Source organism: Cupriavidus sp. C2SS-8b (genome assembly GCF_057073745.1).
The window spans coordinates 1,513,702-1,539,003 of the sequence record NZ_CP172717.1 but is presented as its reverse complement, the minus strand read 5'-3'; the positions used below and the strand labels follow the sequence as shown (position 1 = coordinate 1,539,003).

General features: G+C 68.1%; 24 protein-coding genes. 11 read left to right on the top strand and 13 right to left on the bottom strand.

Features of this window, described 5'->3' with window-relative positions; genetic code table 11:
- The first annotated feature begins 55 nt into the window (after nt 1-55).
- Together hmgA and fahA are read left to right on the top strand one after the other, a co-directional pair.
- Complete coding sequence (hmgA, locus tag ACIGJB_RS24030; protein ID WP_483732490.1) at nt 56-1,375, top strand: homogentisate 1,2-dioxygenase; 1,320 nt, start codon at nt 56-58, stop codon at nt 1,373-1,375.
- 82 nt (nt 1,376-1,457) lie between these two features.
- Nucleotides 1,458-2,726, top strand: coding sequence for a fumarylacetoacetase (gene fahA, locus ACIGJB_RS24025; protein WP_483732489.1), 1,269 nt, complete (start codon nt 1,458-1,460; stop codon nt 2,724-2,726).
- Between the two features lie 15 nt (nt 2,727-2,741).
- Here fahA and ACIGJB_RS24020 read toward each other — a convergent pair whose 3' ends face one another.
- From ACIGJB_RS24020 to ACIGJB_RS23980, 9 genes are all read right to left on the bottom strand, one after another.
- Nucleotides 2,742-3,137, bottom strand: a complete 396-nt coding sequence (locus ACIGJB_RS24020; RefSeq protein ID WP_483734649.1) for an ApeP family dehydratase — start codon at nt 3,135-3,137, stop codon at nt 2,742-2,744.
- A 67-nt stretch (nt 3,138-3,204) separates the two neighbouring features.
- The gene (locus tag ACIGJB_RS24015) at nt 3,205-4,032 is read right to left on the bottom strand and encodes a beta-ketoacyl synthase chain length factor (RefSeq protein WP_483732488.1); all 828 of its coding nucleotides are present in this window, start codon (nt 4,030-4,032) and stop codon (nt 3,205-3,207) included.
- Nucleotides 4,029-5,234, bottom strand: coding sequence for a beta-ketoacyl-[acyl-carrier-protein] synthase family protein (locus tag ACIGJB_RS24010; protein WP_483732487.1), 1,206 nt, complete (start codon nt 5,232-5,234; stop codon nt 4,029-4,031). Before ACIGJB_RS24010 ends, ACIGJB_RS24015 begins: the two co-directional genes overlap by 4 nt.
- 41 nt (nt 5,235-5,275) lie before the next feature.
- Nucleotides 5,276-6,064, bottom strand: a complete 789-nt coding sequence (locus ACIGJB_RS24005) for a polysaccharide deacetylase family protein (protein WP_483732486.1) — start codon at nt 6,062-6,064, stop codon at nt 5,276-5,278.
- 85 nt (nt 6,065-6,149) lie between these two features.
- Nucleotides 6,150-8,576, bottom strand: a complete 2,427-nt coding sequence (locus ACIGJB_RS24000; RefSeq protein WP_483732485.1) for an MMPL family transporter — start codon at nt 8,574-8,576, stop codon at nt 6,150-6,152.
- Entirely contained in the window at nt 8,573-9,181 is a 609-nt protein-coding gene (locus ACIGJB_RS23995) for a LolA-related protein (protein ID WP_483732484.1), read from the bottom strand. Before ACIGJB_RS23995 ends, ACIGJB_RS24000 begins: the two co-directional genes overlap by 4 nt.
- 4 nt (nt 9,182-9,185) lie before the next feature.
- Nucleotides 9,186-10,157: an LpxL/LpxP family acyltransferase gene (locus tag ACIGJB_RS23990; RefSeq protein WP_483732483.1), complete on the bottom strand. Its 972-nt coding sequence runs from the start codon at nt 10,155-10,157 to the stop codon at nt 9,186-9,188.
- The gene (locus ACIGJB_RS23985) at nt 10,151-11,872 is read right to left on the bottom strand and encodes an AMP-binding protein (RefSeq protein WP_483732482.1); all 1,722 of its coding nucleotides are present in this window, start codon (nt 11,870-11,872) and stop codon (nt 10,151-10,153) included. The genes ACIGJB_RS23990 and ACIGJB_RS23985 overlap by 7 nt, the downstream gene beginning before the upstream one ends.
- Before the next feature lie 13 nt (nt 11,873-11,885).
- Nucleotides 11,886-12,596, bottom strand: coding sequence for a COG4648 family protein (locus tag ACIGJB_RS23980; RefSeq protein WP_483732481.1), 711 nt, complete (start codon nt 12,594-12,596; stop codon nt 11,886-11,888).
- A 255-nt stretch (nt 12,597-12,851) separates the two neighbouring features.
- Between ACIGJB_RS23980 and ACIGJB_RS23975 the strand changes: the two genes are divergently transcribed.
- The 4 genes from ACIGJB_RS23975 (at nt 12,852) to ACIGJB_RS23960 (ending at nt 15,356) form a co-directional block, all read left to right on the top strand.
- Nucleotides 12,852-13,112, top strand: a complete 261-nt coding sequence (locus ACIGJB_RS23975) for a phosphopantetheine-binding protein (RefSeq protein WP_483711837.1) — start codon at nt 12,852-12,854, stop codon at nt 13,110-13,112.
- A 41-nt stretch (nt 13,113-13,153) separates the two neighbouring features.
- Nucleotides 13,154-13,903 (top strand): 3-oxoacyl-ACP reductase FabG, encoded by a 750-nt coding sequence (gene fabG, locus ACIGJB_RS23970; RefSeq protein WP_483732480.1) that lies wholly within the window; start codon nt 13,154-13,156, stop codon nt 13,901-13,903.
- Complete coding sequence (locus tag ACIGJB_RS23965; protein WP_483732479.1) at nt 13,887-14,717, top strand: glycosyltransferase family 2 protein; 831 nt, start codon at nt 13,887-13,889, stop codon at nt 14,715-14,717. Before fabG ends, ACIGJB_RS23965 begins: the two co-directional genes overlap by 17 nt.
- A gap of 135 nt (nt 14,718-14,852) precedes the next feature.
- Nucleotides 14,853-15,356, top strand: a complete 504-nt coding sequence (locus tag ACIGJB_RS23960; RefSeq protein ID WP_483732478.1) for a cupin domain-containing protein — start codon at nt 14,853-14,855, stop codon at nt 15,354-15,356.
- A 40-nt stretch (nt 15,357-15,396) separates the two neighbouring features.
- On the opposite strand, the gene ACIGJB_RS23955 is transcribed toward ACIGJB_RS23960, so the two are convergent.
- Nucleotides 15,397-16,824 carry an aminotransferase-like domain-containing protein gene (locus tag ACIGJB_RS23955; RefSeq protein WP_483734648.1) on the bottom strand — a complete coding sequence of 476 codons (1,428 nt, stop codon included), beginning with the start codon at nt 16,822-16,824 and terminating at the stop codon, nt 15,397-15,399.
- Between the two features lie 277 nt (nt 16,825-17,101).
- Here ACIGJB_RS23955 and ACIGJB_RS23950 point away from each other — a divergent pair, with 277 nt between their 5' ends.
- From ACIGJB_RS23950 to ACIGJB_RS23930, 5 genes are read left to right on the top strand one after another with little or no spacing between them, the layout of a single operon-like run.
- Nucleotides 17,102-18,694 (top strand): cbb3-type cytochrome c oxidase subunit I, encoded by a 1,593-nt coding sequence (locus ACIGJB_RS23950; protein WP_483732477.1) that lies wholly within the window; start codon nt 17,102-17,104, stop codon nt 18,692-18,694.
- Between the two features lie 23 nt (nt 18,695-18,717).
- The gene (locus ACIGJB_RS23945; protein WP_483732476.1) at nt 18,718-19,395 is read left to right on the top strand and encodes a cbb3-type cytochrome c oxidase subunit II; all 678 of its coding nucleotides are present in this window, start codon (nt 18,718-18,720) and stop codon (nt 19,393-19,395) included.
- Complete coding sequence (locus ACIGJB_RS23940) at nt 19,358-19,960, top strand: c-type cytochrome (RefSeq protein ID WP_483732475.1); 603 nt, start codon at nt 19,358-19,360, stop codon at nt 19,958-19,960. Before ACIGJB_RS23945 ends, ACIGJB_RS23940 begins: the two co-directional genes overlap by 38 nt.
- Nucleotides 19,960-20,586 carry an SCO family protein gene (locus ACIGJB_RS23935; RefSeq protein ID WP_483732474.1) on the top strand — a complete coding sequence of 209 codons (627 nt, stop codon included), beginning with the start codon at nt 19,960-19,962 and terminating at the stop codon, nt 20,584-20,586. Before ACIGJB_RS23940 ends, ACIGJB_RS23935 begins: the two co-directional genes overlap by 1 nt.
- Nucleotides 20,573-21,148 carry a hypothetical protein gene (locus ACIGJB_RS23930; RefSeq protein WP_483732473.1) on the top strand — a complete coding sequence of 192 codons (576 nt, stop codon included), beginning with the start codon at nt 20,573-20,575 and terminating at the stop codon, nt 21,146-21,148. The genes ACIGJB_RS23935 and ACIGJB_RS23930 overlap by 14 nt, the downstream gene beginning before the upstream one ends.
- Before the next feature lie 10 nt (nt 21,149-21,158).
- Here ACIGJB_RS23930 and ACIGJB_RS23925 read toward each other — a convergent pair whose 3' ends face one another.
- The 3 genes from ACIGJB_RS23925 to ACIGJB_RS23915 form a co-directional block, all read right to left on the bottom strand.
- The gene (locus ACIGJB_RS23925) at nt 21,159-22,865 is read right to left on the bottom strand and encodes a nitrite/sulfite reductase (protein WP_483732472.1); all 1,707 of its coding nucleotides are present in this window, start codon (nt 22,863-22,865) and stop codon (nt 21,159-21,161) included.
- 128 nt (nt 22,866-22,993) lie between these two features.
- Entirely contained in the window at nt 22,994-23,557 is a 564-nt protein-coding gene (locus ACIGJB_RS23920) for a YcbK family protein (RefSeq protein ID WP_483732471.1), read from the bottom strand.
- Nucleotides 23,554-25,206, bottom strand: coding sequence for a L,D-transpeptidase family protein (locus tag ACIGJB_RS23915; RefSeq protein WP_483732470.1), 1,653 nt, complete (start codon nt 25,204-25,206; stop codon nt 23,554-23,556). The genes ACIGJB_RS23920 and ACIGJB_RS23915 overlap by 4 nt, the downstream gene beginning before the upstream one ends.
- Nucleotides 25,207-25,302: the final 96 nt, after the last annotated feature.

Below are 25,302 nucleotides of genomic sequence, written 5' to 3'. Positions count from 1 at the left end.
CGGCATGCCTCCCGACTCCGCCACGAACCTCCCGATCCCCGACGCTGATCCGACCATGAACCTCACGCACACCCAGCTGGCCGAACACGGCTACATGTCCGGCTTTGCCAACGAATTCGCCACCGAGGCGCTGCCGGGCGCACTACCCGTGGGCCAGAACTCGCCGCAGCGCGCGCCGTATGGCCTGTATGCCGAGCAGTTGTCCGGCACGGCCTTCACCGCGCCGCGCGCCCACAACCGACGTTCGTGGCTGTATCGCATCCGTCCGGGCGCCGTGCACAAGCCGTTCACGATGGTGGAGCAATCGCGCTTCCTGAGCCGCTTCGACGAGATCCCGGCGTCGCCGAACCAGATGCGCTGGAGCCCGCCGGCCATGCCGGCCACGCCGACGGATTTCATCGACGGCATCGTCACCATGGCCGGCAACGGCGGCCCGGAAGCCATGACCGGCTGCGGCATCCACCTGTACCTGGCCAACCAGTCGATGCAGGACCGCTTCTTCTACAACGCCGACGGCGAAATGCTGGTCGTGCCGCAAGAGGGCCGCGTGCGCTTCGTGACTGAAATGGGCAAGCTCGATGTCGAGCCGCAGGAGATCGTGGTGATCCCGCGCGGCGTGCGCTTCCGCGTGGAACTGCTGGATGGCACGGCGCGCGGCTATATCTGCGAGAACTACGGCGCGCTGTTCAAGCTGCCGGACCTCGGCGTGATCGGCTCCAACGGCCTGGCCAACCCGCGCGACTTCATGACGCCGGTGGCCGCCTACGAGGACCGCGAAGGCGATTTCGAACTGGTCGCCAAGTTCCAGGGCAACCTGTGGCGCGCCGATATCGGCCATTCGCCGCTCGACGTGGTGGCCTGGCACGGCAACTTCGCGCCGTACAAGTACGACCTGCGCCGCTTCAACACCATCGGCTCAATCAGCTTCGATCATCCGGACCCGTCGATCTTCCTGGTGCTGCAGTCGCCGTCGGACACGCCGGGCGTCGACACCATCGACTTCGTCATCTTCGGGCCGCGCTGGCTGGCGATGCAGAACTCGTTCCGCCCGCCCTGGTTCCACCGCAATATCGCCAGCGAATTCATGGGCCTGATCACCGGCGTGTACGACGCCAAGGCCGACGGCTTCGCACCGGGCGGTGCCAGCCTGCACAACTGCATGAGCGGCCACGGTCCCGATGCGGATACGTTCGCCAAGGCCACCTCGGCCGATACGTCCACGCCGCATCACATCACCGACACCATGGCGTTCATGTTCGAGACGCCGGGCGTGATCCGGCCGACGCCTTACGCGGAGCGCTCGGCATCGCTGCAGCAGGACTACTACACCTGCTGGCAAGGGCTGAAGAAGCATTTCAATCCGAACGAGCGCTGAGCACACGCTGCGCCACCTACATAAAACAAGCCAACGGCGCGCGGCAACGTCCGCGTGCCACAGACATATTCCGGAGTACCCGATGACCGCCCCGACTATCAGCTGGATTGAATCCGCCAACGACGGCAAGACCCATTTCCCCCTGCAGAACCTGCCGTTCGGCATCTTCTCCGCAAAAGGCCTGCCCGCACGCGTTGGCGTGGCAATCGGCAATGTTGTGCTGGATCTCGCCGCGCTCGACGAAGCCGGCTTGCTGCCCGCGGCAGCCAAGGGCAGCTTTGCCGCGGCCAGCCTGAACCGCTTTATCGCGCTGGGCAAGCCGGTGTGGTCGGAGACCCGCCAGCGCCTGACGGCACTGCTGTCGGGCACCGATGCCGCGCTGCGCGACAACGCCGCACTGCGCGATCGCGCGCTGGTGCCGATGGATCAGGTCACGCTGCACTTGCCGGTCGAAATCCCCGGCTATACCGATTTTTATTCGTCCAAGGAGCACGCCACCAATGTCGGCCGCATGTTCCGCGACCCGGAAAACGCGCTGCTGCCGAACTGGCTGGAAATCCCCATCGGCTATAACGGCCGCGCCAGTTCCGTGGTGGTGAGCGGTACCGACCTGCGCCGTCCGAACGGCCAGGTCAAGCTGCCGAACGAGGCGCGTCCGATCTTCGGGCCGTGCCGCAAGCTGGACTTCGAACTCGAAGTCGGCTTTATCGTGGGCAAGGAATCCGCGCTGGGCGAGCCCGTCAGCACCGCCGATGCGCCGGACCACATGTTCGGCATGGTACTGCTCAACGACTGGAGCGCGCGAGACATCCAGCAGTGGGAATACGTGCCGCTCGGACCGTTCAACTCCAAGGGCTTCGGTACCTCGATTTCGCCGTGGGTGGTGACCATGGAAGCGCTGGAGCCGTTCCGCCGTGACAATCCCGCGCAGTCGCCGGAGCCGCTGCCGTACCTGCAGCAGCACAGCAAGAATGCCTACGACATCGCGCTGGAAGTGGCACTGCGCCCGCAAGGCGCCGCTGCGCCGAGCACGATCTGCCGCACCAACTTCAAGGCGATGTACTGGACCATGGCGCAGCAGCTTGCGCACCACACGGTGTCGGGCTGCAATGTGCGCGTGGGCGACCTGATGGGCTCGGGCACGATCAGCGGTACCACGCCGGATTCCTACGGCAGCCTGCTGGAACTGACCCGCAATGGCGCCGAGCCGCTGAAGCTCGCGGACGGTAGCAGCCGCGCGTTCCTCGAGGACGGCGACGAAATCGTTATGAGCGGGTTTGCCCAGGGCAACGGCTTTGTCGTGGGCTTCGGCGAAGTCTCGGGCAAGATCCTGCCTGCGCCCAAGGCGTAAGAGGGATCAGGCGGATCAGGCGGCGCCGGGCAGCGTCACGTCGAGAATGACCGCCGCCCGGCCCGAAAGCAATCGCTTGCCGCCACCGCTGACTTCAAACGTGTAAAGCACGTTGGCGCCTTCGCCGCTGACGCGATGCGCTTCGATGGTCAGCGGTCCTTCAATATCGTCAAGCCGTTGAACGTCCATCACCAGCTTGCGCACACTGGCAAGGTAACCCATGCGCGGCCGCTGCGCGCCTTGCTGCAGCACTGCGCCATGCACGGCCATGGCCTGCGCCGCGTATTCCACGCCGCACACCGCGGCCAGCCGGCCATGCGCGCGCAGCGGATTGTCGACGCTGCGGTGGCTCGTGGCCTCGCAGCGGATGAAATCCGCATTCCAGTCGAGCACGCTGTCGAGCAGGCACATGCTGCCCTGATGAGGGATTCGGGCCGCGATCCAGGCGTGGTCCAGCGGCGTGTGCGGCGTTGGCACGTTATCCGCCCGTTCCAGGCCGCGCCGGTGGTTGCACGGCGACTTGCAGCTGCAAGTCTTCCAGATAATCGATCACGACCGTGCACGCCGACTGCATCGCTACAGCGTGCAGCAATGGCAGTGCGCGCGCAGTCGGTATCGAGCGGCGCAGGTGCTCCAGCGCGGCATCGTCCATCGGTGTCACGGGGGCATGCGCCAATCCCACTTCGATCCGTGCCAGCGATCGTTCCGACGCGCGCGGCGACAACAGCAGCGCCACGCCGAACGGCGCGGCAATGGGCCGCAGCGTGCGCAGCGGTTCCGGGTAATCGGAGTCGTAGGCGATCAGCAGGCACGGCTCCTGGTCGGCCGACACCTGGGCGGCCGCTTCCAGCAGGCCGGCGGCGAAGCTGGCATCCAGCGCGCTCAGCACATTGGCCGGGCGCATGGCGCGCGTGGCAATCGACCAGTACCCGGCCGCGACGTTGTGCACCGAGTTGTGGAAGCGCGTGGGCGACATCAGCGGCTCGGGCTGCGCCAGCGCTTCGCAGATCGCGTGGAAGTTGTGGCCGTCCGCGCTCGACGACGTGATCACCGTCGGCAGGTCCGCAGCATCCATGCCGCCAGCGTCCACGGCCTGTTGCCCGATGCCAAGCGCGAGCCTGACGGCGGTGCCGCTGCGGCGCCGCTCGGCCGGCGGCAGGATGGCCGGCGGCGCCAGTTCGGTTGGCGCGGGCTGGAAGGGCTCGCGGCCGGCGAGCACACCACCGGCCTGTGCCCAGTTGCCGAGCCCCGGGCCCAGCACGCCGATGCCTTCGATAAAGGCGAGAAGCGGTGCGCCCATGGTCATTGCCCGCCAGTTGCGTGCCCGAGCAGCAGGCTGCAGTTTGAACCGCCAAAACCGAACGCGTTGCTCAGCACATGCCGCAGCGGCTGTTCGCGGCTGGCGAGGCGGTAGTCGATCGCCAGCGCCGGATCCACCTGCGTGGTGTTGATGCCGCCCGGCAGCAGTCCATGGCGCAACGCCAGCGCGCAGATCACCGCTTCGAGCGCGCCCGCGGCGCCGAGCGTATGTCCGGTGGCGCCTTTGGTGGAGCTGCACGGCGTACCGGGCAACAGCGCGTTGAGCGCGCGCGCCTCGGCGGCGTCATTGGCACGCGTGGCGGTGCCGTGCAGGTTGACGTAGTCGACCTGTGCCGGCGCGACGCCGGCGCTGGCCAGCGCCTGCGCCATGGCCATGCGCGCGCCCAGGCCCTCGGGATGCGGCGCGGACATGTGGTGGGCGTCGCTCGATTCACCGATGCCAAGCAGCAGGACGGCGCCTTCCGGTGCCTGTTCCGATTCCGGCGCGCGCTCGACCAGCACGAACGCCGCGGCTTCTCCGATCGAGATGCCGTTGCGGTCGGCGTCGGACGGCCGGCACGGCTGGTCCGACAGCAGTTCCAGCGAATCGAATCCATACAGCGTGGTGTGGCACAGCGAGTCCACGCCGCCGACCACGGCCGCGTCGATCAGTCCCGCTTCCATCAGGCGGCGTGCCGAGGCAAACACCTTCGCCCCCGACGAGCATGCCGACGACACCGCGGCGGCCGGACCTTTCAGCCCGAAATACGCGCGCACGAAGCCGGGCAGCGAATACGGGCTGTGGGTGCCGGCATAGCTGAACCCAGCGGGCAGTGCGCCGGTCTGCGGGTCGCGCTGGCGGTAGGCCAGTTCGGTCTGCAGCACGCCGGCCGTACTGGTGCCGAGAAACACCCCGATACGGTCCGCGCCATACCGCGCCACGGCTTCCCTGACACGATCGGCGAAACCGTCCTGTTCCAGCGCGAGCAACGCGAGGCGATTGTTGCGGCATTCGAAGTCCGCCAGCGCAGGGGGAAGGGTGACAGCCTCTACGCCCGGGACTTCTCCGATCCAGGTATCGAGGCGGACGTCTGCGAACCGGCAGGGCGCCAGGCCGCCGCGCTGTTCGCGCAGGGCGCTCAGCGTGTCGTCAAGCCCGGTGCCGATGCAACTGGTGGCAGTGAAATGCGAGAGATGGAGCGGCGACACTGGGTCCGTTGTGTGAGGTGCGCGGGGGTGAATGGATTGTATCAAGCGGTGCGCGGGGCCTCCGCTGCCATGCCGGCGGGCAGTGTCACGCACTGCAGGCCGGCGTTGGCAATGGCCGCTAGCAGTCCTGGCAGAACCGTCGTGCAGTGCGGCTTGCCGGAAGCGTCGACGCCGCTGTTGCCATCGTGCAGCAGCAGCACATCGCCGGCGCCCAGGTTGCGCGTGAGTAGCCGGGCGACGCTGGCCGCGCGGTCGCCGTTGCGTGTGTCAAAGCCGCGACGGGTCCACGCGGCAAGCCGCAGGCCTTCGGCGCACAGCAGCGGTTCCAGTAGCGGGTTGCGCAGGCCGGCAGGGGCGCGGAAGAAGCGGGGCGCTTGTCCGGTGATATCGGCCAGCAGTTGCTGCGCCTCGCGGATCTCCCGCCGCATGCGCCAAGGCCCGAACAGCGAGAAATCGAGCCGGTGATGCATGCTGTGGTTTTCCACCGTGTGACCCCTGCGCACGATTTCGCGCACCAGTCCCGGATAGCGTGCCGCGCGTTCGCCGACGCAGAAGAAAGTGGCGTGCGCGCCCTGGACGTCGAGCAGATCGAGCACGCGTGGCGTCATTTCCGGATGCGGGCCGTCGTCAAAGGTCAGGGCGACGCTGCGGCCAGCCGCGCGCGGCAGGCGCAGCACGTTCGGACCCAGCCAGGTACTGCGCGGCCACAGTCCCACCGCCGCCAGCGTGGCATGCGTGGTGCCGACACCGGCCGCGGCCCATCCCAGCGTGGAAGGATCGGCCAGCACCGCGGCCCCCACATGCACCAGGCCTGCGCCGTACAGCAGCATGCCCGGCCTCCATTGGCGCGTGGGGACTGGCCGCTGATTGTGTGCCGGGACAGGCGGGTGGGTTGCAGGTTTCATCTCGGACGTCTTACGGTTGTCCGGCATCGGCGCGGCTCTCCGGCGCGCGCGCCAGGATGGCAGAGAAGCACAGCGCCAATACCGCTCCCGGCCCAACGGTCAGGCCGAAGGCCTTGAGCAGCGGCAGGTCCGACCAGGCCAGCAGCCCGAAGGCCGCCACGGTGGTCAGGTTTGCCAGCAGCAGCGATACCAGTGTATGCGCCGAAATGGCCGTCGTCGGCCCCGTACTGGCCGCGCCATTGAAGAACAGCGCGTAGTTCGATCCCACCGCCACGAGCAGCAGCAGGCCCACCAGGTGCAGCAGGTTGAGAGGCTGTCCCAGCGCGGCCAGCCCGCCCATGACAGCCAGGGCCGCGGCGGCAAGCGGCAGCACGGTCGCCAGCACGCGCCTGGGCGAACGCAGCGCCACCGACAGCAGCACCAGGATGGCGACCACACCGCCCAGCGACAGGTGCAGCGCCTCGCGCATATAGCCGCCGTAGAGCTCGTCCGATTCGCGCTTGAGGTCGACAAAGAGCGCATGGCTGACGCCGGCGCGGTCCAATGCCGCGCGTATCGGCTGGCTGTCCAGCACGTCGGTGGCTTTGGCCGACGCCGGCGCGCGCAGGGGCAGGGTGGCATGCCACTGGTCGCCATGCCGCGTGAGCAGCGCATCGATGGCCAGCGCCATCGAAGTGCCTTTCAGGTCTTCGCGCCGCAACGGCGCAGCCGTGCGGGCCTGGCCGGCTTCTGCCAGGAACGGGGCGAACAGCTCCCGGCGCACAGGTTGCTGCGCGACCGCCGCATCCAATCGCCGCGCCAGCTCGTCAGGCGGGGGCAGGCTGGCCTGGCGCGCGCGCTGCGTGGCGGCGCTGGGCAGGTAGCGCGCGGGGCTCTCATAGCCGCCGATGACGCCGGAAGCGACTAGCGGATCCAGTTGCCGCGCCACGCGCTCGGCGCCTTGCAGCACGGATTCCTGGTCCGGGCCGGACAGGACCACCAGATAGCGCACATCGGGCGCGCCGAGATCGGCGCGCAGCGAGGCGTCGAGCGCCTGTTCCGCCGCTGGCACGGGGCTCAGCGCCGACAGTTCGCGCCCCCACAAGGTGTCGTGGCGGGCCCACAGCACGGCACAGGCGGCGATGGCGATCACCGCGACCAGCCAGCGCAGCCGGCCGGCACGGGCCAGCAGCGCGGCCAGCCGCGTGCCGAGCGGCGTGACGTCGCGCAGGTGCAAGGTGGCCGGAACCAGGTGCGGCAGCACGAAGCGCGTGACCAGCGCGGCCGTGGCCAGGCCCGAGATCGAATACAGGCCCAGTTGCGCCAGCCCCGGAAAGCCCGACAGTAGCAGCGAGGCAAAGCCGCACACCGAGGTCAGCACGCCGAGCCGCACGGTCGGCCAGAAGCCCGCAATCCAGGCGCGGTTGTCGCGCTGCCCGCCACGCGTGTACTGCGCCGACTGGACGAACAGGTAGATCGAGTAGTCCACGGCCTCGCCGATCAGCGTGGTGCCGAAGCCAAGCGTCAGCCCGTGCACCATGCCGCCAAAGCCGAGGCTGACCGCCGCCACGCCGGCCAGCGCGCCGGAAAGCACCGGAACCAGCCCGAGCACGAGCAGCGGCACCGACCGGTACACCACCAGCAGCAGCGTGACGATGATCGCAACGCCGATGGCCGAGAGCCGTTCCACGTCGTGCCGGATCGTGTCGCGCGCCTTGACCGAGAACACGCCGGGCCCCGTCATCACCAGCCGGTAAGGCGCCGCCTTGGCTGCGTCGGCGAAAGCCGCGCGGATGGCGTCGATGGCCCTGGCCTGGCCATCGGTATCGGAACCCGCGCTGGCCGTCTGCGCGAGCAGCACGGCACGCCTGCCATCGCGAGAAGTCCAGGCGCCGGCATGCATCGGCACGCGCTGCTGTGCGTCGAGCTGCGACATCACCGACATCACCTCGCCCGTGGGGTCGCGCGGCAACAGCGATTTGGTGAAGAGCCCGGCAGGGGACGCCAGCAGGTCGAAAGTGTCCGCGACGGCCGCCGTGAGCCCCTGCTGCGAGAACCGTTCGGGCGTGACCGTCGGGCTCAGCAGGTAGCGGTGGTTGTAGAGATAGCGCTGGTCGGCCGCCTGGTTGACCGGCTCGCCGTTGCTGATGGCCGAGAAGCGCGCGTCCTTGCGCAACTGCGCGGCCATGGCGCGCGAGATGGCCGCTCGCCCGTCAGCATCGCCGCCTTCCACGCCGACCAGGATCAGGCGCGAGACCAGCCCTTCGCGCAACTGGTCGACCAGCAACTGCTGTTCGGCGCTTGGCATGCGCGGCAGGAAAGCCGACAGGTCGGCGTTAAAACTGGTGCGCGTGACGACAGCCGCGCAGGCCAGCAGCCACGCCAGCCAGAGGATCACGGCCAGGCGCGCGGCCGGCAGGGCGGTTGGACGCGGCCCGCCGCGCGGGGCGGGCATCATGGCCTGGTGGCGGGGCGGATCTTCATGACCGAGCGGTCGCCGTCGGCCTGGCGGATCTCCACGCTGTCCAGCGCGTCATGGGCGCCCTCGATGCGTACCTGGGTGATGATGGCCGCCATGCGCGAATCCGCGGGCGTCAGGGTCAGGGTCCAGCGATTCGCGCGGCCCTCCACGCCAAGCTTGTAGTAACGCTCCAGCGAGGAACGGTTGCCCGCCAGCGTGCCGCGGATACTTTCGATAAAGGCGGCGATTTCCGGGTAGTTCTGCAGCGGCATGGTGAAACGCTTGCCGCCGCGCTCCACGGTCATCATGTCGCCATCGAGCACCAGGTTTTCAGGCTTGGGGGCGACGGTGCGCTTCTCCAGGTGGTCCGGCGCGACGAAGACGAGTTCGCCGCTCGATTCCACCGGGCGCTCCAGGATGGCCAGGTACTTCTTCTCGGTGAACTGCACGCGGCCGGACTTGCGCTGCGCCAGCGTGGACATGAGCTGGTCGACGCCCCAGGCTGCCGAGCCGCTGTCAGCGGCGAACGCCGGAATGGCCATGCCGGGCAACAGCGCAACACCCAGCAACAGGGCTGGCAGGATCAGGCGGATTCGGCGCATGGGGTCAGGGCTCGTTGCCGGGCGGCGGCTGCTCGGACAGCGGCGGGCCGGCGTGCCAAAAGTCGTAGAAGTTGAACCAGTTATAGGGCGCGCTGCGGCAGAACTGTTCGAGCAGCGCGACGTAGCGCTGCAGCGCACCCTGTACCTCGGCCTCGCGGCGCCCGCGCGGAACCTGCGAGAAATCGGCCAGCCGCACGAAGTGCACATCATAGCGATTGCCGCCGCGATACAGCCCCGTGATAAAGAACACGGGCCGGCGCAGCATCGCCGCCATGCGCAGCGGCCCGGTCGGGAAACCTGTCGGCGCGCCGAGGAAATCGCACTGCTGGACCGGGTCGGTGGCGCGCTGCGACAGCGTGCGGTCGGCCAGCATGCCGATCATGTAGCCGCGGTCGAGGTAGTCGCGCACCTTGAGCATGGCGTCGACCTTGCCGAGCGTGATCATGTCGCGCCGCATGGCCGGGTTGATCGACTGCAGCACGTCGTTGAGCTTGTGGGCGTTCTCTTCGTACATGGTGATCGCGACGCGCATGTCCGGATGCTGGCGGCCCATCGCGCGGATCACTTCGAAGCTGCCCAGGTGCGCGCCGAGCAGGAACGCGCCCTGGCCGCGCGCAATGGTCTCTTCGAGCTGCTTCTCGCCGTGCAGGCGGATGTCGAACAGGTCGAAGCGTCCGTTGAGCAGGTAGATGCGGTCGTGGATCGTCGACGCGAACGTGAAGACGTGGCGGAAGCCGTCGATCCAGCCGGCCTCGCGGCCGAGCGCGCGGTCCATGTAGGCGCGCGATGCATGGCGCGCCGCCGGCGAGCACAGCGTGAAATAAGCTGCGATCAGCCGCAGCACCACGCGTCCGACCGGACGGCCGAGCGCCAGCGAGATCCACGTCATGATGCGCAACAGCGTGACGTTGCTGCGTTCCTCGCGGCTGGACCAGTTGGCGTCCAGCGGCTGTGCCTTGCGCAACCAGGTCAGCATGGCGATGCCTCCTGTCGGCCCTGGGCTGCCCGCATGGTCAGCGTGCCGCTGGCCACATCGCGTCCGCTCGCGCGCAGCGTAAAGCGGAGGGAGGCCGGGCTGGCGCCGGACGCTTCGGCTTGCCACTGGTGATCCACCTCGACGCGTTCACCGGGCCGGACCGGGCTGAGGAACTTGACCGTGCCGACCTGGCTGACCGCCACCGGGCGCCCCAGCGCCGCGCCGATCTGCAGGATTGCATGGTCCAGCAGCACGACGCCCGGCACCACGGGGTTGCCCGGGAAGTGGCCGGCCAAGGCCGGGTGCCCGGCATCGATCACAAAACCCGGTGCATGGCGTTGCGCAAGCTGGGCCGCGACCAGCGGCGCCAGCGCTTCGCGCGGCAGCTTGCCCGCGGCGTTGCGCGGCAGCTGGTCGACCACGCAAAGCGGGCGCGGCAGGAAGGCGGCATCGATGCGCCCGCGCAGCGCGTGCAGGATCCTTGTGGGCGCCATGCCAGGGGCCACGGCCAGCGCCACCAGGCGCACCACGCGGCCGGCGGCCTCGTCTTCGTGGACGTCGTCGGGCAGGAAGAAGGTGCCGTCCTGCACGCCTTCGATGCTCATGAGCTGCTGGTTCAGGTAGGCAAGCGAAGTGCGCTTGCCCGCGATCTTGATCATGTCGGCTTTGCGGCCATGAAGCCGGAAACGCGTGGCGTCGATCGGTTCGATGGCATCGCCGAGCGCGACGGGCTGGTCGATGTGGCCGCCCGCGGCCCACGTCACGATTGCGGAGCCGGTGTCGGCGGAAGGTTCGGGACGGTTGTCCAGCGTGATGCCCGGCAGCAGCGTCCAGGCCTCGGTGTCGGCCGTCGCGCGCGTGGCAAGCGCGCCGGTCTCGGTACTGCCATAGATCTCCAGCACAGGCGCCGCCAGGCCGGTCCGCGCCTGTCGCGCCAGGGCACGGCCCAGCGGCGCGGTGGCGCAGAGCACCAGGTCGGCCGGCGGCAGATCGCCGGCTGCCTGCAGCAGCGCGCGCAGGTGCACCGGCGAAGTCACCAGTGTGCGTGGCCGCGGTGCGGCATGCAGGGCGGCGCGGATATCGGCCGGATAGAAGGCCGGGGCCGAGGCCAGTGCCGCGCCGCCTTGCAGCGCCAGCATGACGGTGGCTTCCAGGCCGAACATGTGCTGCGGCGGCAGCGTACCGACCAGGGTCCAGGCGCGGCCATCGAGCAGCCCGAGGCGCTGCGCCGTGGCGCGGGCGCCGCGTACCATCGCGCCCCAGGTCTTGGCGTGCGCGACGGGCTGGCCGGTCGAGCCGGACGTGAACACGTAGGCCATCAGGCGATCGGCGGGGATCTCGGGGATGGCGGGTTGCGCAGCAGGTGGCGTGCGGTCGTCCGCGGCGGCATAGAAGAAGCGGGGCAGCGCCACGTCGCAATCGGCGTCGTCATGCAGGCAGAACACGTCAGGCGCGAAGGCCGCCAGCTGCCGCACCATGTCCGGCGTCTGCGACGGCGGCAGCAGGCTGACCTTGCCGCACAGCAGCGCGGCGCAGAGGCCGACCGCGAAGCGGTAGCGGTCGGCGCACGCATTGAAGACATGATGGCCGGCAGGCAACCGTGCGGCCAGCGCGTTGACGTCGGCCAGGAACCGGCTGGCCGTGATGGCCTGCCCGCTCGTGAGCGCGACGACGCTGTCCGGTGACGGGTGCGAAAGCAGTGGGAACGTGGTCATGGGCAACCCGCGCTCAGTGCGACGCGCTGGCACGGCTGGCGCGCTCGGCCATGACCGCCCGGTAGCCGCGCACGGCATCGAGCACGCCGGTATGCTTCGCCGCCGGCAGCAAGGCGCGCCGGCATGCGGCCTCGGCTACGAACATCAGCGCGACCAGCAAGGGCGTGCCGAGGTTGGCGAAGGTCGACCAGGCGGGCATCGGCGCCAGGGCGAACAGGATCAGCGATACGGCCGCAGTCAGCGCGAAAAACAGCGTCCAGGCCTGCGTGACACGCTTCGTGTAATGCCGCATGTCGGGCGTCAGCGGCCCATGCACGGCCGCCGCGAACTCGGTGCACAGCGGCGTGCCGCCGCGGCGCAGCGTACGGCCGAACATCGCGGCGAGCGCGAGGTTCGCGCCAAAGTGCTGCAGGAAGTAAGTCCAGCCGAAATGGGCGGCCAATGGCATGCGGCCGACCCACAGGGCGATGCCGCAAGCGGCCAGAAGGATCAGCCAGGGCAGGCGCCGGGCACAGCGCCAGGCGGCGGCCAGGGCAATCAGCCCGAATGGCGTCAGGCCCAGCATCAGCGCCCCGACTTCGGCGCCCGGCGTGTGCGCGGCGTGATGAAGAGCCGACTCATAGGCCAGGAAACCCACGGGCGCGGCAATCCAGCCGACGCGCTGCGTCAGCGGCGTGGCGTCGGAAGACGTTGCAGCGGGGTGGGGAAGGTGGCTCGAAGGCATTGAGGGGTTATTGTGGTGCAAAATACTCTTTTTCTGCCACCGAACCGGCACTTCGGGTAGTTTCCGGCGCGCCCGGACGGCGAGGCGAACGTTTTATACCTTAAAAGACCCGGCGGGCGCAGGGATGTTTCAGCAAAGTCGCTCCAATGTTGTTACTAAACTTCTCGTAGGTAGTGCGATGTGCCGCGCTTTGGTAGCATCGCCCCGCCATCTTCCGGCGCCTTTTTTGTGGCGGGGAAGAAGACCCTGACAAACATGAACGAACTCCAAACGGAACTCGCCAGCCTGATCATCGGCGAACTCGATATCGCGGACCTTAAACTGGATGAAGTCACGGCCGAAACGCCGCTGTATGGCGAAGGCTTCGGCCTCGATTCCATCGACATCCTTGAAATTGCGCTGCTGGTATCCCGCAAGTACGGCGTGGAATTGCGCTCGGACAATCCCGACAACAAGACGATCTTCGCTTCGCTGGGCAGCCTGGCCGACTATGTCGCGGCCAACCGCACGCGCTGAGCGCGGCGCAACTGGAAATCCGCCAGACAGGGGAGCAGCACATGGCGCAAGAAGGCACGCCGCAAGTCATGCGCAGGGTGGCGCTGGTCACCGGCGCGAGCGGTGCCATCGGCAGCGCCATCAGCCAGGCGCTGGCGCGCGCCGGACATGAGGTCTGGGTACACGCCAACCGCAATCTGGAACCGGCGGAAGCCGTGGCCGCTGCCATCCGTGCGGCGGGCGGCGCTTCCACCGCCATTGCCTTCGACGTGACCGACGCCGATGCCACCGAAGCAGCGCTGCAGGGCATCCTGTCGCACGGTACGGTGCAGATCCTGGTCAACAACGCCGGCATCCATGACGATGCGCCGCTGCTCGGCATGAGCCGCGAACAGTGGCGCCGCGTGATCGATGTCTCGCTGCACGGCTTCTTCCACGTCACCCAGCCGCTGCTGATGCCGATGATGCGCACGCGCTGGGGCCGCATCATCAATATGGCCTCGGTGGCGGGCGTGATGGGCAACCGCGGGCAAGCCAACTATGCCGCGGCCAAGGCCGGCCTGATCGGCGCCACGCGTTCGCTGGCGATGGAGATGGCGTCGCGCGGCGTGACGGTCAATGCCGTGGCGCCGGGCGTGATCGAATCTCCCATGACGGCGCTGGCGTTCCCCGCCGAGCGTATCCGCCAGCTGGTACCCGCCGGCCGCGCCGGCACGCCGGACGATGTGGCAGGCATGGTCGCCTACCTCGCTTCCGATGCCGCCGCCTATGTGACCGGCCAGGTGCTGTCGGTCAATGGCGGCATGGCCTGACTATCCTGCAATCATGGCCGTGCCGTCTCCCACCCATCTGGTACTGATCCCGAGCTACAACCCGGGCGCCATGCTGCGGCAGACCCTGCGCGCGGCGCGCGAGGCCTGGTGTCCGGTCTGGGTGGTGGTGGATGGCAGCACCGACGACAGCGTGGCGTGGTTGCAGGAGCAGGCCCGGAACGATTCCAGCCTGCGCGTGCTCGTCTTGCCGGAAAACCATGGCAAGGGCGCCGCGGTGATGCACGGCATCGAGGCCGCCGCCGCGGAGGGCTTCACCCATGTGCTGGTGATGGACTCCGATGGCCAGCACCCGGCGCACCTGATCGGCGAGTTCATGGTGGTGTCGATGCGCGAGCCCGACGCAATGGTGCTTGGCCGGCCGGTATTCGACGCAAGCGCGCCGGTCGAACGCGTGTACTGGCGCCGCCTGTCCAATTTCTGGGCGGACATGGAGACGCTGTGGGCAGGCGTCGGCGACTCGCTGTACGGCTTCCGCGTCTATCCGATCGCGCCGCTGCGCGCCGTGATGCGGGAAAGCCGCTGGATGCGCCGCTTCGACTTCGACCCCGAAGTTGCCGTGCGCCTGTGCTGGCGTGGCGTGCGGCCCGTCAACCTCGACGCGCCGGTGCGCTACTTTGATCGGAGCGCGGGCGGCGTTTCCCATTTCCGCTATCTGCGCGACAACCTGCTGCTGGCCTGGATGCACCTGCGGCTGACGGCCGGCTGCCTGGTGCGCCTGCCGCGGCTGGTCTGGCGGCGCCTGCATGCGTCGGCGGGCGGCAACAACCCGCATCCGCCGAACCGGGCCGCCTGATCAGGGCCTGCCCGAACTGTTGCCGGCTGCGTCGGCATCGTCCTTCTGCACTACGATTGTCTCAGGCACTGCCCGGGGTGGCGATGCGGCTGCCATGCCGCGCGTGGCGGGTGCCAATGCAAGAAGGAGAAGACCATGAAAGCGCATTCTTCGGACCATCGCTTGCAGCTTGCCTGGCTGGCGGCAGCGGCGCTCGCGTCATCGCTTGCGGCCGGGCTGGCCAGCGCCCAGGAGCCGGCCGCGGCCGGCATGGAGATGATCAATCCCGGCACGGTGAAATGGGGCGAGGCGCCGCCTTCGCTGCCCAAGGGCGCGAAGCTTGCCGTGCTCTATGGCGACCCGGGCAAGGACGGCCCGTTCGTCGTCCGGCTCAAGACACCGGCCGGATACAAGGTGCCACCCCACTGGCATAGCCAGGCCGAGAACCTGACGGTGATCTCCGGGACGCTCTATCTGGGCGCCGGGGACAAGATGGACATGGGCCATGCCCACGCCCTGAAAACGGGTGGCTTCCACTACCTGCCCGCCAAGGCCCATCACTACGCGTTCAGCAAGACCGAGACGGTCGTGCAGATCCACGGCACCGGCCCGCTGGACATCAACTATCTGGATCCGAAGGACGATCCTGCCAGCAAGTGACACTGGCTTCCCGCGCCGATAGCCGAGCCGATACCAAGGGCTAGGGCCGCGCGCTGGCTACGGCACCGGCCAGCCGGCCGAGCGTGGCCAGCGCGGTCTCGGCGCGCTTGTCCCACTCGTGCCCGTAGTTGAGCCGCATGCAATTGCGGAAGCCCGCTCGCGCCGAAAAGATCGGCCCCGGCGCAATGCTGATGCCGTGCGACAGCGCGAGCTGGTGCAGCGCCAGCGTGTCGGTGCCTTCGGGCAGTTCGATCCACAGGAAATAGCCGCCCGCCGGCCGCGTGGCGCGTGTCCCGGGCGGAAAGTGGCGCGCCACGGCCTGCGCGACGGCGTCCTGCCGCAGCATCAGCGCGTGCCGCAGCTGGCGCAGGTGGCGGTCATAGCCACCCTTTTCCAGGTAGGCGGCAATGGCAGCCTGCGCGGGCGCCGAGCCGGCCAGCGTAGTGGTCAGCTTGAGCCGTGCAACGTCGCGCGCAAAGTGGCCTGGCGCCGCCCAGCCCACGCGGTAGCCCGGTGCCAGGCATTTTGAAAACGACGCGCAGTGCATGACCAGGCCGGCCTTGTCGAACGCCTTGGCCGGCGTCGGGCGGCGCGTGCCGAAGTAAAGCTCGCCATACACATCGTCTTCGATCAGCGGCACCTCGTAGCGCGCCAGCAGTTCCACCAGCGCCTGCTTCTTGGCGTCTGGCATCAGCGAGCCGAGCGGGTTCTGGAAATTGGTCATCAGCCAGCACGCCTTGGGGCGGTGGCGCTCCAGGGCCTGCTCCAGCGCGCCGAGATCCATGCCCTCGCGCGGATGCGTGGGCACCTCGATCGCGGACAGGCCGCAGCGCTCCAGCGCCTGCAGCGCCGCGTAGAACGTGGGGCTTTCGATCACCACCGCATCGCCGGGGCGCGTGACGGCCATCAGGCACAGGTTCAGGGCCTCCAGCGCGCCGTTGGTAACGACGATCTCGTCGGCCTGCACGGTCAGGCCGTCGGCCAGGTAGCGCAGCGCGATCTGGCGACGCAGGCTCGCATTGCCGGGCGTCAGGTCGTCCACGCTGCTCCACGGGTCGAGCTTCTGCACCGTCGAGGCCATGGTCTTGGCCAACCGCTGCAGCGGAAAGAGCAGGGGACTGGGGAAGGCCGAGCCGAACGGCACCACGTCGCGCCGCATGGTCGATTCGAGCACCTTGAAGACCAGTTCGCTGACATCGATCGGGCCGGATTCCTCTGCCGGGGCGGAGGGTGTCTCCGCTTCAGGCGCCAACTGTCGCGAGCCCGTGGCGACGTAATACCCGGATCGCTCGCGTGCCCGGATCAGGCCGCGCGCCTCGAGCAGGTAATAGGCCTGGAACACGGTCGACTGGCTCACGCCGCGGCCTGCGCTGGCCTGGCGCACCGACGGCAGGCGGTCGCCCAGCCGCAGTACGCCGGCATGGATCGACTGGGCGATGTCCTCGGCCAGTTCTTCATAGCGTGTCATCTGGCGTCCGGCGGTTGTCATCTGATCTTGTCCTTTTGTCGATTGCGTCAACTGTAATGGACGCGGAGGGCAAGTACCAGGTTGTCTCCTGGCCCGCCACGTGGCTCCAGGGTCGACGTGACGGAATTGCGACAAATGGCCGCCCCCAGGAAACCTCTGCTCCGGTCGTTTCAGACAGTTTTGCTTCTGTTGCGCCGGAGCCGACGCCTCTAGCATTGGCCGGCCAACTCCCGGATGCGGCCCACCACGGATCGCGCCGGTTTCGCCCCCACATGCCATGGACCCCACCAGCCTGCTGCTGCTCACCTTCCTGCTGTCGATCGGCGGCCTGTTCGCCTTTATCTGGTCCCTGAGGAAAGGCCTTTTTGACCTGGAGTCGAGCGGGGCCCGGACTATCTTTGCCAGCGGCGAGGTGGGGCGGCCCGAAGACCCGTCAGGGTCCGGCGCGACCTTGGCGCCCGAAGCCGACCTTGCCGAAGAACTGGCGGCGCGCGCCCGCGCCGACCGTTCCAGCGCCTTGCCAGCCCTGATGCTCCTGAGTTGCGCCGTGGTCTGGCTGGTGGTCGCGTCCTTTGCGGGGCTGGTCAGCTCGCTCAAGCTGCACTTGCCCGACTTCCTGGTCACGCAGGCATGGCAGTCCTTCGGCCGCATGCGCGTGCTGCACCTGAACGCGGTTGCCTATGGCTGGGCGCCGATGGGCCTGCTCGGCCTGGCGATCTGGATGATGCCGCGCCTGCTGCGCACGCCGCTCAGCGGCGGCCGCTTTGCCTTGGTCGGCACGCTGATCTGGAACGCGGGGCTGGTGGCAGGTCTGGGCGCGATTGCCAGCGGCATCAACGCAGGCATGGAATGGCTCGAGATCCCGTGGCAGATCGGCCTGCTGTTCGCGGTGGGCGGCATGCTGATCGGCGTACCGCTGGTGCTGATGCTGCAGCGCCGGCAGGTGCATCACCTGTACGTCTCGGTCTGGTACATGGGCGCGGCGCTGTTCTGGTTCCCGGTGCTTTACATCGTGGCCAAGGTGCCGGGCGTGCATTTCGGCGTGGAACAGGCGACCATGAACTGGTGGTTCGGCCACAACGTGCTCGGGCTGTTCTACACGCCGCTGTCGATTGCCGCCGTGTACTACTTCCTGCCCAAGGTCATCGGCAAGCCGGTGCAGTCGTACAACCTGTCGCTGCTGGGCTTCTGGACGCTGGCGTTCTTCTACGGCCAGGTCGGCGCGCACCACCTGATCGGCGGACCCATTCCCGGCTGGCTGATCACGCTTTCCATCGTGCAGAGCGTGATGATGATCATCCCCGTGGTGGCGTTCTCGGTGAACCAGCACCTGACGCTCAAGGGCCATTTCGGTGTGCTGAAGCATTCGCCGACGCTGCGCTTCATCGTGCTCGGCGCGGTCATGTACACGCTGGCCTCGGTGCAGGGCTCGTTCGAGGCGCTGCGCTCGCTCAACGCCATCACGCACTTCACGCATTTCACCGTGGCGCACGCGCACCTGGGCATGTATGGCTTCGTGTCGATGGTGATCTTCGGCGGCATCTACTTCGCCATGCCGCGCATCGTCGACGCGCCGTGGCCGAAGCCGGCGCTGATTTCTGCGCATTTCTGGCTGGTGGCTGGCGGGTTTGCCATCTACCTCGTGACGCTGTCGATCGGCGGCGTGCTGCAAGGGTTGGCGCTGCTGAACCCGGCGCGGCCATTCATGGAGTCGGTCGCGGTGACCCTGCCGTGGTTGCAGGGCCGCTCGATCGGCGGCGCACTGATGACACTGGGCCACCTGGTGTTTGCCTGCCACTTCGCGCTGATGGCGTTCCGTCCGGCCACGCTGCGGCAGGGCGACCGCGTGGTTTCCGAATCCCTGGCCTGAATGACCGACGACGATCGACGACGATGGAAAACGAACTGAAGCTCGTAGGCGGCGCCATGGTGACGCTGTCGCTGGCCACCTGCGCCATGATCGTGGTGCCCTTCCTGCAACTGAAGGACGTGCCCGCTCCGAAGGAACTAGCGCCCTACACCAGCGCGCAATTGCGGGGCCGGCAGGTCTACATGGCCAACGGCTGCATCGCCTGCCATACCCAGCAGCCCAGCTCCACGGGCGCGGGCATAGCCGACGCGCAGCGCGGCTGGGGCCGGCCCTCGGTCGCGGCGGACTATCACTATGACGACCCGCCGCTGCTCGGCACCATGCGCACCGGCCCCGACCTGTTCAATATCGGCGTGCGCCAGCCCAGTGCCGACTGGCACCTCGGGCACCTGTACCAGCCGCGCGCGTATGTGCCGGGCAGCATCATGCCGGCCTATCCGTTCCTGTTCGAGACCAAGGACAGCGACGCCGTCGGCAAGGATGATCGCGTCGTTGCGCTGCCGCCCGGCGCCGCCCCGGCCGGGAAGGCCGTGGTCGCCACGCCGCAGGCACTGGACCTGGTGGCCTACCTCACCGGGCTGCGCCACACCTATCCCGTCCTGACCCCGACCGAAGCGAGCCTGGCCAAGGGCCTCGTACTCGCCGCCAGCTCCACGAAGAACCATGCCGCAGATGAAGCCCCCAAGCAGCCACAAGACTGAACACGCCGACCCGCACGAGCAGCACAACCAGGTGCCGAAGATCGTGCTGGGCCTGGTCGCCGGACTGGTGGTCTGGGCCGCCAGCTATATCTGGACCGAGCGCGCCGATGGCCTTGCCCAGCTTGGCGATCGGCGCGATGCGCAGGCGCTGGCCCAGGGCGCTGCCGCTGGTGGCGCCCGCGTGGCAGACGGCAAGCAACTGTTCGCGGCCAACTGCCAGGCCTGCCACCAGGCCACCGGCCAGGGCTTGCCCGGCGTCTTCCCGCCGCTGGCCGGATCGCCGCTGGTGACGGGCGATCCGGTGGTGCTGTCGCAGATCGTGCTGCACGGGCTGACCGGGCCCATCGAGATCCTGGGAACGACCTATAACGGCGCGATGCCCGCGTTCGGGGAGCAACTCGGCGATGCCGAACTGGCCGCGGTGCTCACGCATATCCGCAGCCAGTGGGGCAACAAGGCGCCCGCCATCGACGCGGTAGCTGTGGGGGCGGCCCGCAAATGGAGCGAATCTCGCAAGGACCCGTGGCATAGCGACGAACTGCACAAGCTCGCCGGAGCGCAGTGATGGCGGGCGGCTGGCGGGGTACGCTGGTTGCGACTGCCCTCGTCAGCGCGCTGGCGCTGTTCGCCTTTGCCCACGCGACACGCGGCTTCCGCGTGGTGACGTCTGACGGTGCAAGGCAATTCGACCTCGCGCGAGCCCCCGTTGCGCTGCCGGATATCGAACTGGCCGATCCCTCCGGACGCCGCTTTCCCTTGCGCGGAATCGGCAATGCGCAACGGCAGACGCTGGTCACCTTTGTCTACACACATTGCCTCACGGTCTGCCGCAGCAGCGCGTCAGGGCAAGCCTACCTGCAGGCGCAGCTGATTGCGCGCGGTCTTGCCGGGCGCTACCAGCTGCTGGCCATCAGCTTCGATCCGGGCCGTGACACGCCTGAGGTACTCAGTGCTTATGGCCGCAAGCAGGGGGCCGATCCCGCCATCTGGCGCATGGCCACGGTAGCGGATGCCGCTGACTTGCCGGCGTTGCTGAAGGCGTTCGGCGTCGTCGTGCTGCCGGATGGCCGCGGCGATTACGTCCACAATGCCGCGCATTTCCTCATCGACGCGCAGGGCCGGCTGGCCCGCGCCTACGACATCGACCGGCCGGACGCGGTGCTGGCCGACATCGTCCATGCGCGGCGCTGAGCGGCCCGCGGTGGTCTGGCTGCCCGGCGCGGCGCTGGCCGTGCTGGCGCTGCTGCGCGGGTGGCTGGAGGCCTCGATGTTCCGGCATATGGCGATCGAACTGCCATCGCTCCTGGCACTCGGCATGGTTGCGGCCGCGTTGTGCTGCCGGTTTGCGCGTGGCATTGCATGGAACCGGCGCGGCTTGCCGGGGCTGGCGGCCGCCACCGCCATCGCCAGCTACTGGATGCTTCCGGTCGCACTGGATCTTGCCGTGCTCGATGTGCGCTGGTCCGTCGCGAAAGTGGCGAGCATGATCGTGGCCGGCGCCGCGCTCGGTATGTCCTGGGCGCGTGCCGGCATCGTGCTGCAGGCGTTTTTCGCGATCAACTGGAGCGCGATGACACTGGTGGCGGGACTGCTCTACCAGGACGCGCCGCAACAGCTTTGCAGCGTATACCTGGCGGATCAGCAAGGTGCGGCAGGACGCGCGCTGGTTGTCTTTGCCGCAGCCGGGTTGGCGGCCTGGATGGTGTCGGTGATCCGCAGGCTCGGCCGCGACGAGGCCGGCCCGCGGATCTGAGTGCCATCCATCAGCCGCGGGCGGCCTCCGCCTGCTGCCGGCGCAGGGCGATCGCCGGGTTCTGGTAGACCGCCGTCTTGAACGGTTCGAAACCGACGCGCTCCACCACATCGATAAAGCGCTCTGCATCGCTGTCGCGCATTGCCAGGTAGCTCTGGATCAGTAGCTCGATGACCTCGGGAATCTCGTCGCGTGCAAACGATGGCCCGATGATGCGCCCGATTGCCGCGCCGGACGGCCCGCCCTGGCGTCCGCCGATCGTGACCTGGTACCACTCTTCACCGGCCTTATCGACGCCGAGGATGCCGATATGGCCAACGTGATGGTGCCCGCACGAGTTGATGCAGCCGGAGATGTTCAAGTCCAGTTCGCCGATCTCGTAGAGATAGTCGAGATCGTCGAAGCGCTGCTGGATCGCTTCTGCCAGCGGAATCGACACCGCATTGGCGAGCGAGCAGAAGTCTCCGCCCGGGCACGCGATGATGTTGGTGAGCAAGCCGATATTGGGTGTGGCGAGGTTCCACGTCTGCAACTGCTGCCACAGTTCGTGCAAGCGCGTGCGGCGCACGTCGGCGATGATCAGGTTCTGTTCGTGCGAGACGCGCAGTTCGCCGCTGCCGTAGCGGTCGGCGAGATCGGCCGCGGCTTCCATCTGGTCGGCCGTGATGTCGCCGGGCGGCGTGCCGGTTGCCTTCCGCGACACCGTGACGGCGGCATAGCCAGGCACGCGGTGCGCATGCACGTTGCTGCGCAGCCAGCGCGCATAGCGAGGATCGGCTGCGGCAAGCGATGGGTTCGGGTCTTCGTCGTTGGCTGCGCAAGGCGCGTAGTCCGGGGTGGTGAAGCGCGTGGCGATCTCGCGCACGAAAGCGGCGTCGACCGTATCGGGACCGCCGCGAATGCCTTGCCAGTGTTCGTCGACTTGCTGCGCGAAGACTTCCGGCGTGAGGTCTTTCACGAGGATCTTGATGCGTGCCTTGTACTTGTTGTCACGGCGGCCATGCAGGTTGTAGACGCGCAGGATGGCCTGCAGGTAGGTCAGCAGGTCCGACCAGTGCACGAACTTGCCGATCTCCTTGCCGACCATCGGCGTGCGGCCCATGCCGCCACCGACCCAGACGCGGAAGCCCGTCTCGCCATCGCGCTCGACTGCCTGCAGGCCGATGTCGTGCACGCCCACTGCGGCGCGGTCCGTGCTCGCGCCGCTCACGGCGATCTTGAACTTGCGCGGCAGGTAGGCGAATTCGGGATGGAGCATGGACCACTGCCGGATGATTTCGCACCACACCAGCGGGTTCACCACCTCATCGGGCGCAATGCCGGCGAAGTGGTCGGTAGTGGTGTTGCGGATGCAGTTGCCGCTGGTCTGGATCGCGTGCATCTGCACCGTGGCCAGCTCGGCCAGGATGGCCGGCGCGTCTTCCAGGCGCGGCCAGTTGAACTGCATGTTCTGGCGCGTGCTGAAGTGGCCATAGCCGCGATCCCAGCGCCGCGAGATTTCCGCAAGCTTGCGCAGCTGCCGCGAGACCAGCATGCCGTAAGGGATGGCAACGCGCAGCATCGGCGCATGGCGCTGGATGTAGAGGCCGTTCTGCAGGCGCAGTACGCGGAACTCTTCTTCCGAAAGCTCGCCGTTCAGGAAGCGCGCGGTCTGGTCGGTGAACTGCGCAACGCGCTCGTCGACCAGTTGCTGGTCGGTGGAATCGTAGAGGTACATGGGGGCTGGTCTCGCATCGCTCTGGGCTTACCACGCCGGCAGGCGTGGACCAGACTCAAGGCTAGCGATGAGCCCCTCCTGCGCACAGCAGCAGTCGGGTGCGTTTTTTGCCGTAGCAGTGCGGGAGTTCAACCCCAGTGCCGCACGCGCCCCGTATCAACGTGCACGAAATCCTCTTGCGCATAGAAGCCCACACCGCCAACGCCGAGCGACATGGCGGCATCGCGCAAGTCCGCCAGCGTCACGCCGGGCAGGCGGATGTCGATGGCCTTGCCGTCCATATGCAGGCTGTGCTTCGCGACACCGCCACCGCCCGTGCGGCGTAGCCGCGCGTTGGTGACGGGACTGCGATAGCCCGAGATCACCTGGAACGGCGACTCGCTGCCCAGTGTCCGGCGCAAGTCAAACAGCAAGCCAAACAATTGCGGGTCGATCACGCCGACTTGGCCGGAATAATGGTCGCGCAGGAAGCGGTTGAGCGTGGTCTGTGCCTGCGGGAGCACCTGTTCGCCCAGCGCGTACACCAGCGACAAGTGCTCGCCGGTATGCGTATGGTCGAATGACAGGCTGCGAGCGCCGGGCGCGTTGGCCAAGGCCAATTGCGGCGACAGCGCGGCCAGGCCGGCGCCAATCGCCAGGCCGCCGGTGTGTTGCAGGAAGCGGCGGCGCGAAGGATTGCGAGAGTGTTTCATGTCGGGTTCTGCGTTGGCGCGGGGCGGGCAAGGGCGTCTGGTGTAGCCGGTGCCGCGGCAGGCACACTGGCCGGCCGGCGCGCCGCGTTCTGCCGCAGCGCCTGGTCCAGCAGCTTGTCCTGGCCGTAAATGTCAGGCAGGAAGTATACCCGGCCATCCGCGCGGGCGATGGCGGTGCCATAGGCCAGCACCACCGGCAGCGGCTGCTGCAGTGCCACGGTATTCGACTGGCCCTTGGTCATGGCCTGGCGGATGCGTGCCTCGTCCCAGCCCGGCATGTCCTTGAGCACGAACTGCGCGAGCGCCACGGGCTCTTCCACGCGGATGCAGCCATGGCTGAAATCGCGCCGGTCGCGCTTGAACAGTTGCGGCGTGGGCGTGTGGTGGAGGTAGATGTTCTGGTTGTTCGGGAACACGAACTTGATGTCGCCGAGCGCATTCATGGGGCCGGGGCGCTGGCGGATGCGCATCTGGCCGTTCAGCACGGCGTCCAGGTTGGCATCGGAGAGCGTGGTCACGGCCTTGCCGTTGGAGACGAACTCGAAGCCCTGGCGCGTGAAGTACCCCGGATCGCGCCGCAGTCGCGGAATGGTCTCCGAGCGCGCGATCGATGGCGGCACGTTCCAGTACGGGCTGAACTCGATGTAGCGCATGTCCTCCTTGAACAGCGGCGTGCGCGTGTCCAGCGCCTTGCCGACGATGACCTTCATCTCCAGCTTGATGTCGAGCTTGCCGTCCGTGTACTCATAGGCGCGCAGCATGAACTCGGGGATGTTCACCACGATCACGCGCGGGCCGTCGGCGAGCGGGGTCCAGCGCAGCCGCTCCATGATCAGCTCGATCTGGCGCACGCGCGCCGCCGGAGGGGTATTGAGCTGGGCCAGGGTGGCGGCGCCGATCGTGCCGTCCGCCTCCAGGCCATGGCGCGACTGGAAGGCCTTGACGCTGCCCACGAGCGCACCCGAATAGCGTTGCGGCACGGGCGCGTCGGCAGCCATGTCGCCAAGCGTCTTGAGGCGGGCAGCCAGTTCGCCAATGCCGCTGTAGGGCTGTCCGCTCGCCAGCTTGCCGCCGGGCAGCCCCGGCAGCGGATGTTCCCAGCCCGGTTGCGCCGCGAGCTTGCGATAGCGTGCCAGCGCATCGCGCAGCGTGCCGTAGAGCGGGAAGGACGGCGCGGCTTCGCGGATGGCGTCGGGCAGGCGATGGCTGGCCACGGCGGCGCGCAGGTAGCTGTCGGGCTCGAACAGCGCCGACTCCGGCGGCGTGAAATTGGCATGCACCTTGCGCGGATCGACGCGCCCGCTGTGCAGGTCCGACAGGTAGCGCCGCATGGCGTCGCTGAGCGCGTTGTCGAGTTTCTCCACGGCGTCCGGCGCCGCTTGCGGGTTCGCGGCGGCCTGCGCCAGCGCGCGCTTCAGGCCGTCGGCGTCGTAGTCCTTCGGCGCCAGGCCGTCCGCCTCGGCGCCGGCCAGCGCCGCCACGGCCTGTTGGGCGTCGGGCGTCGGCCGTCCACCGGCGAACCATAGCGGCTGTGCGCCGGCGCTTGCGGCGCAGGCCAGCAGCCAGGCAGCGAGCGTGCCGCCGATCCAGTGGCGGGCATTGCGTGCGGGAATGGGGGACAGGCGCTTGCGAGGCGTGGCGGGTGTCATGGAGATCGGGTAGATGTGGCTTGCCCGCCTATCGTAGCCGAATAAAGCGGGAATCCGGGCGGCCGGGACCGTGTAACAAAATTCTTCAGCGCGCGT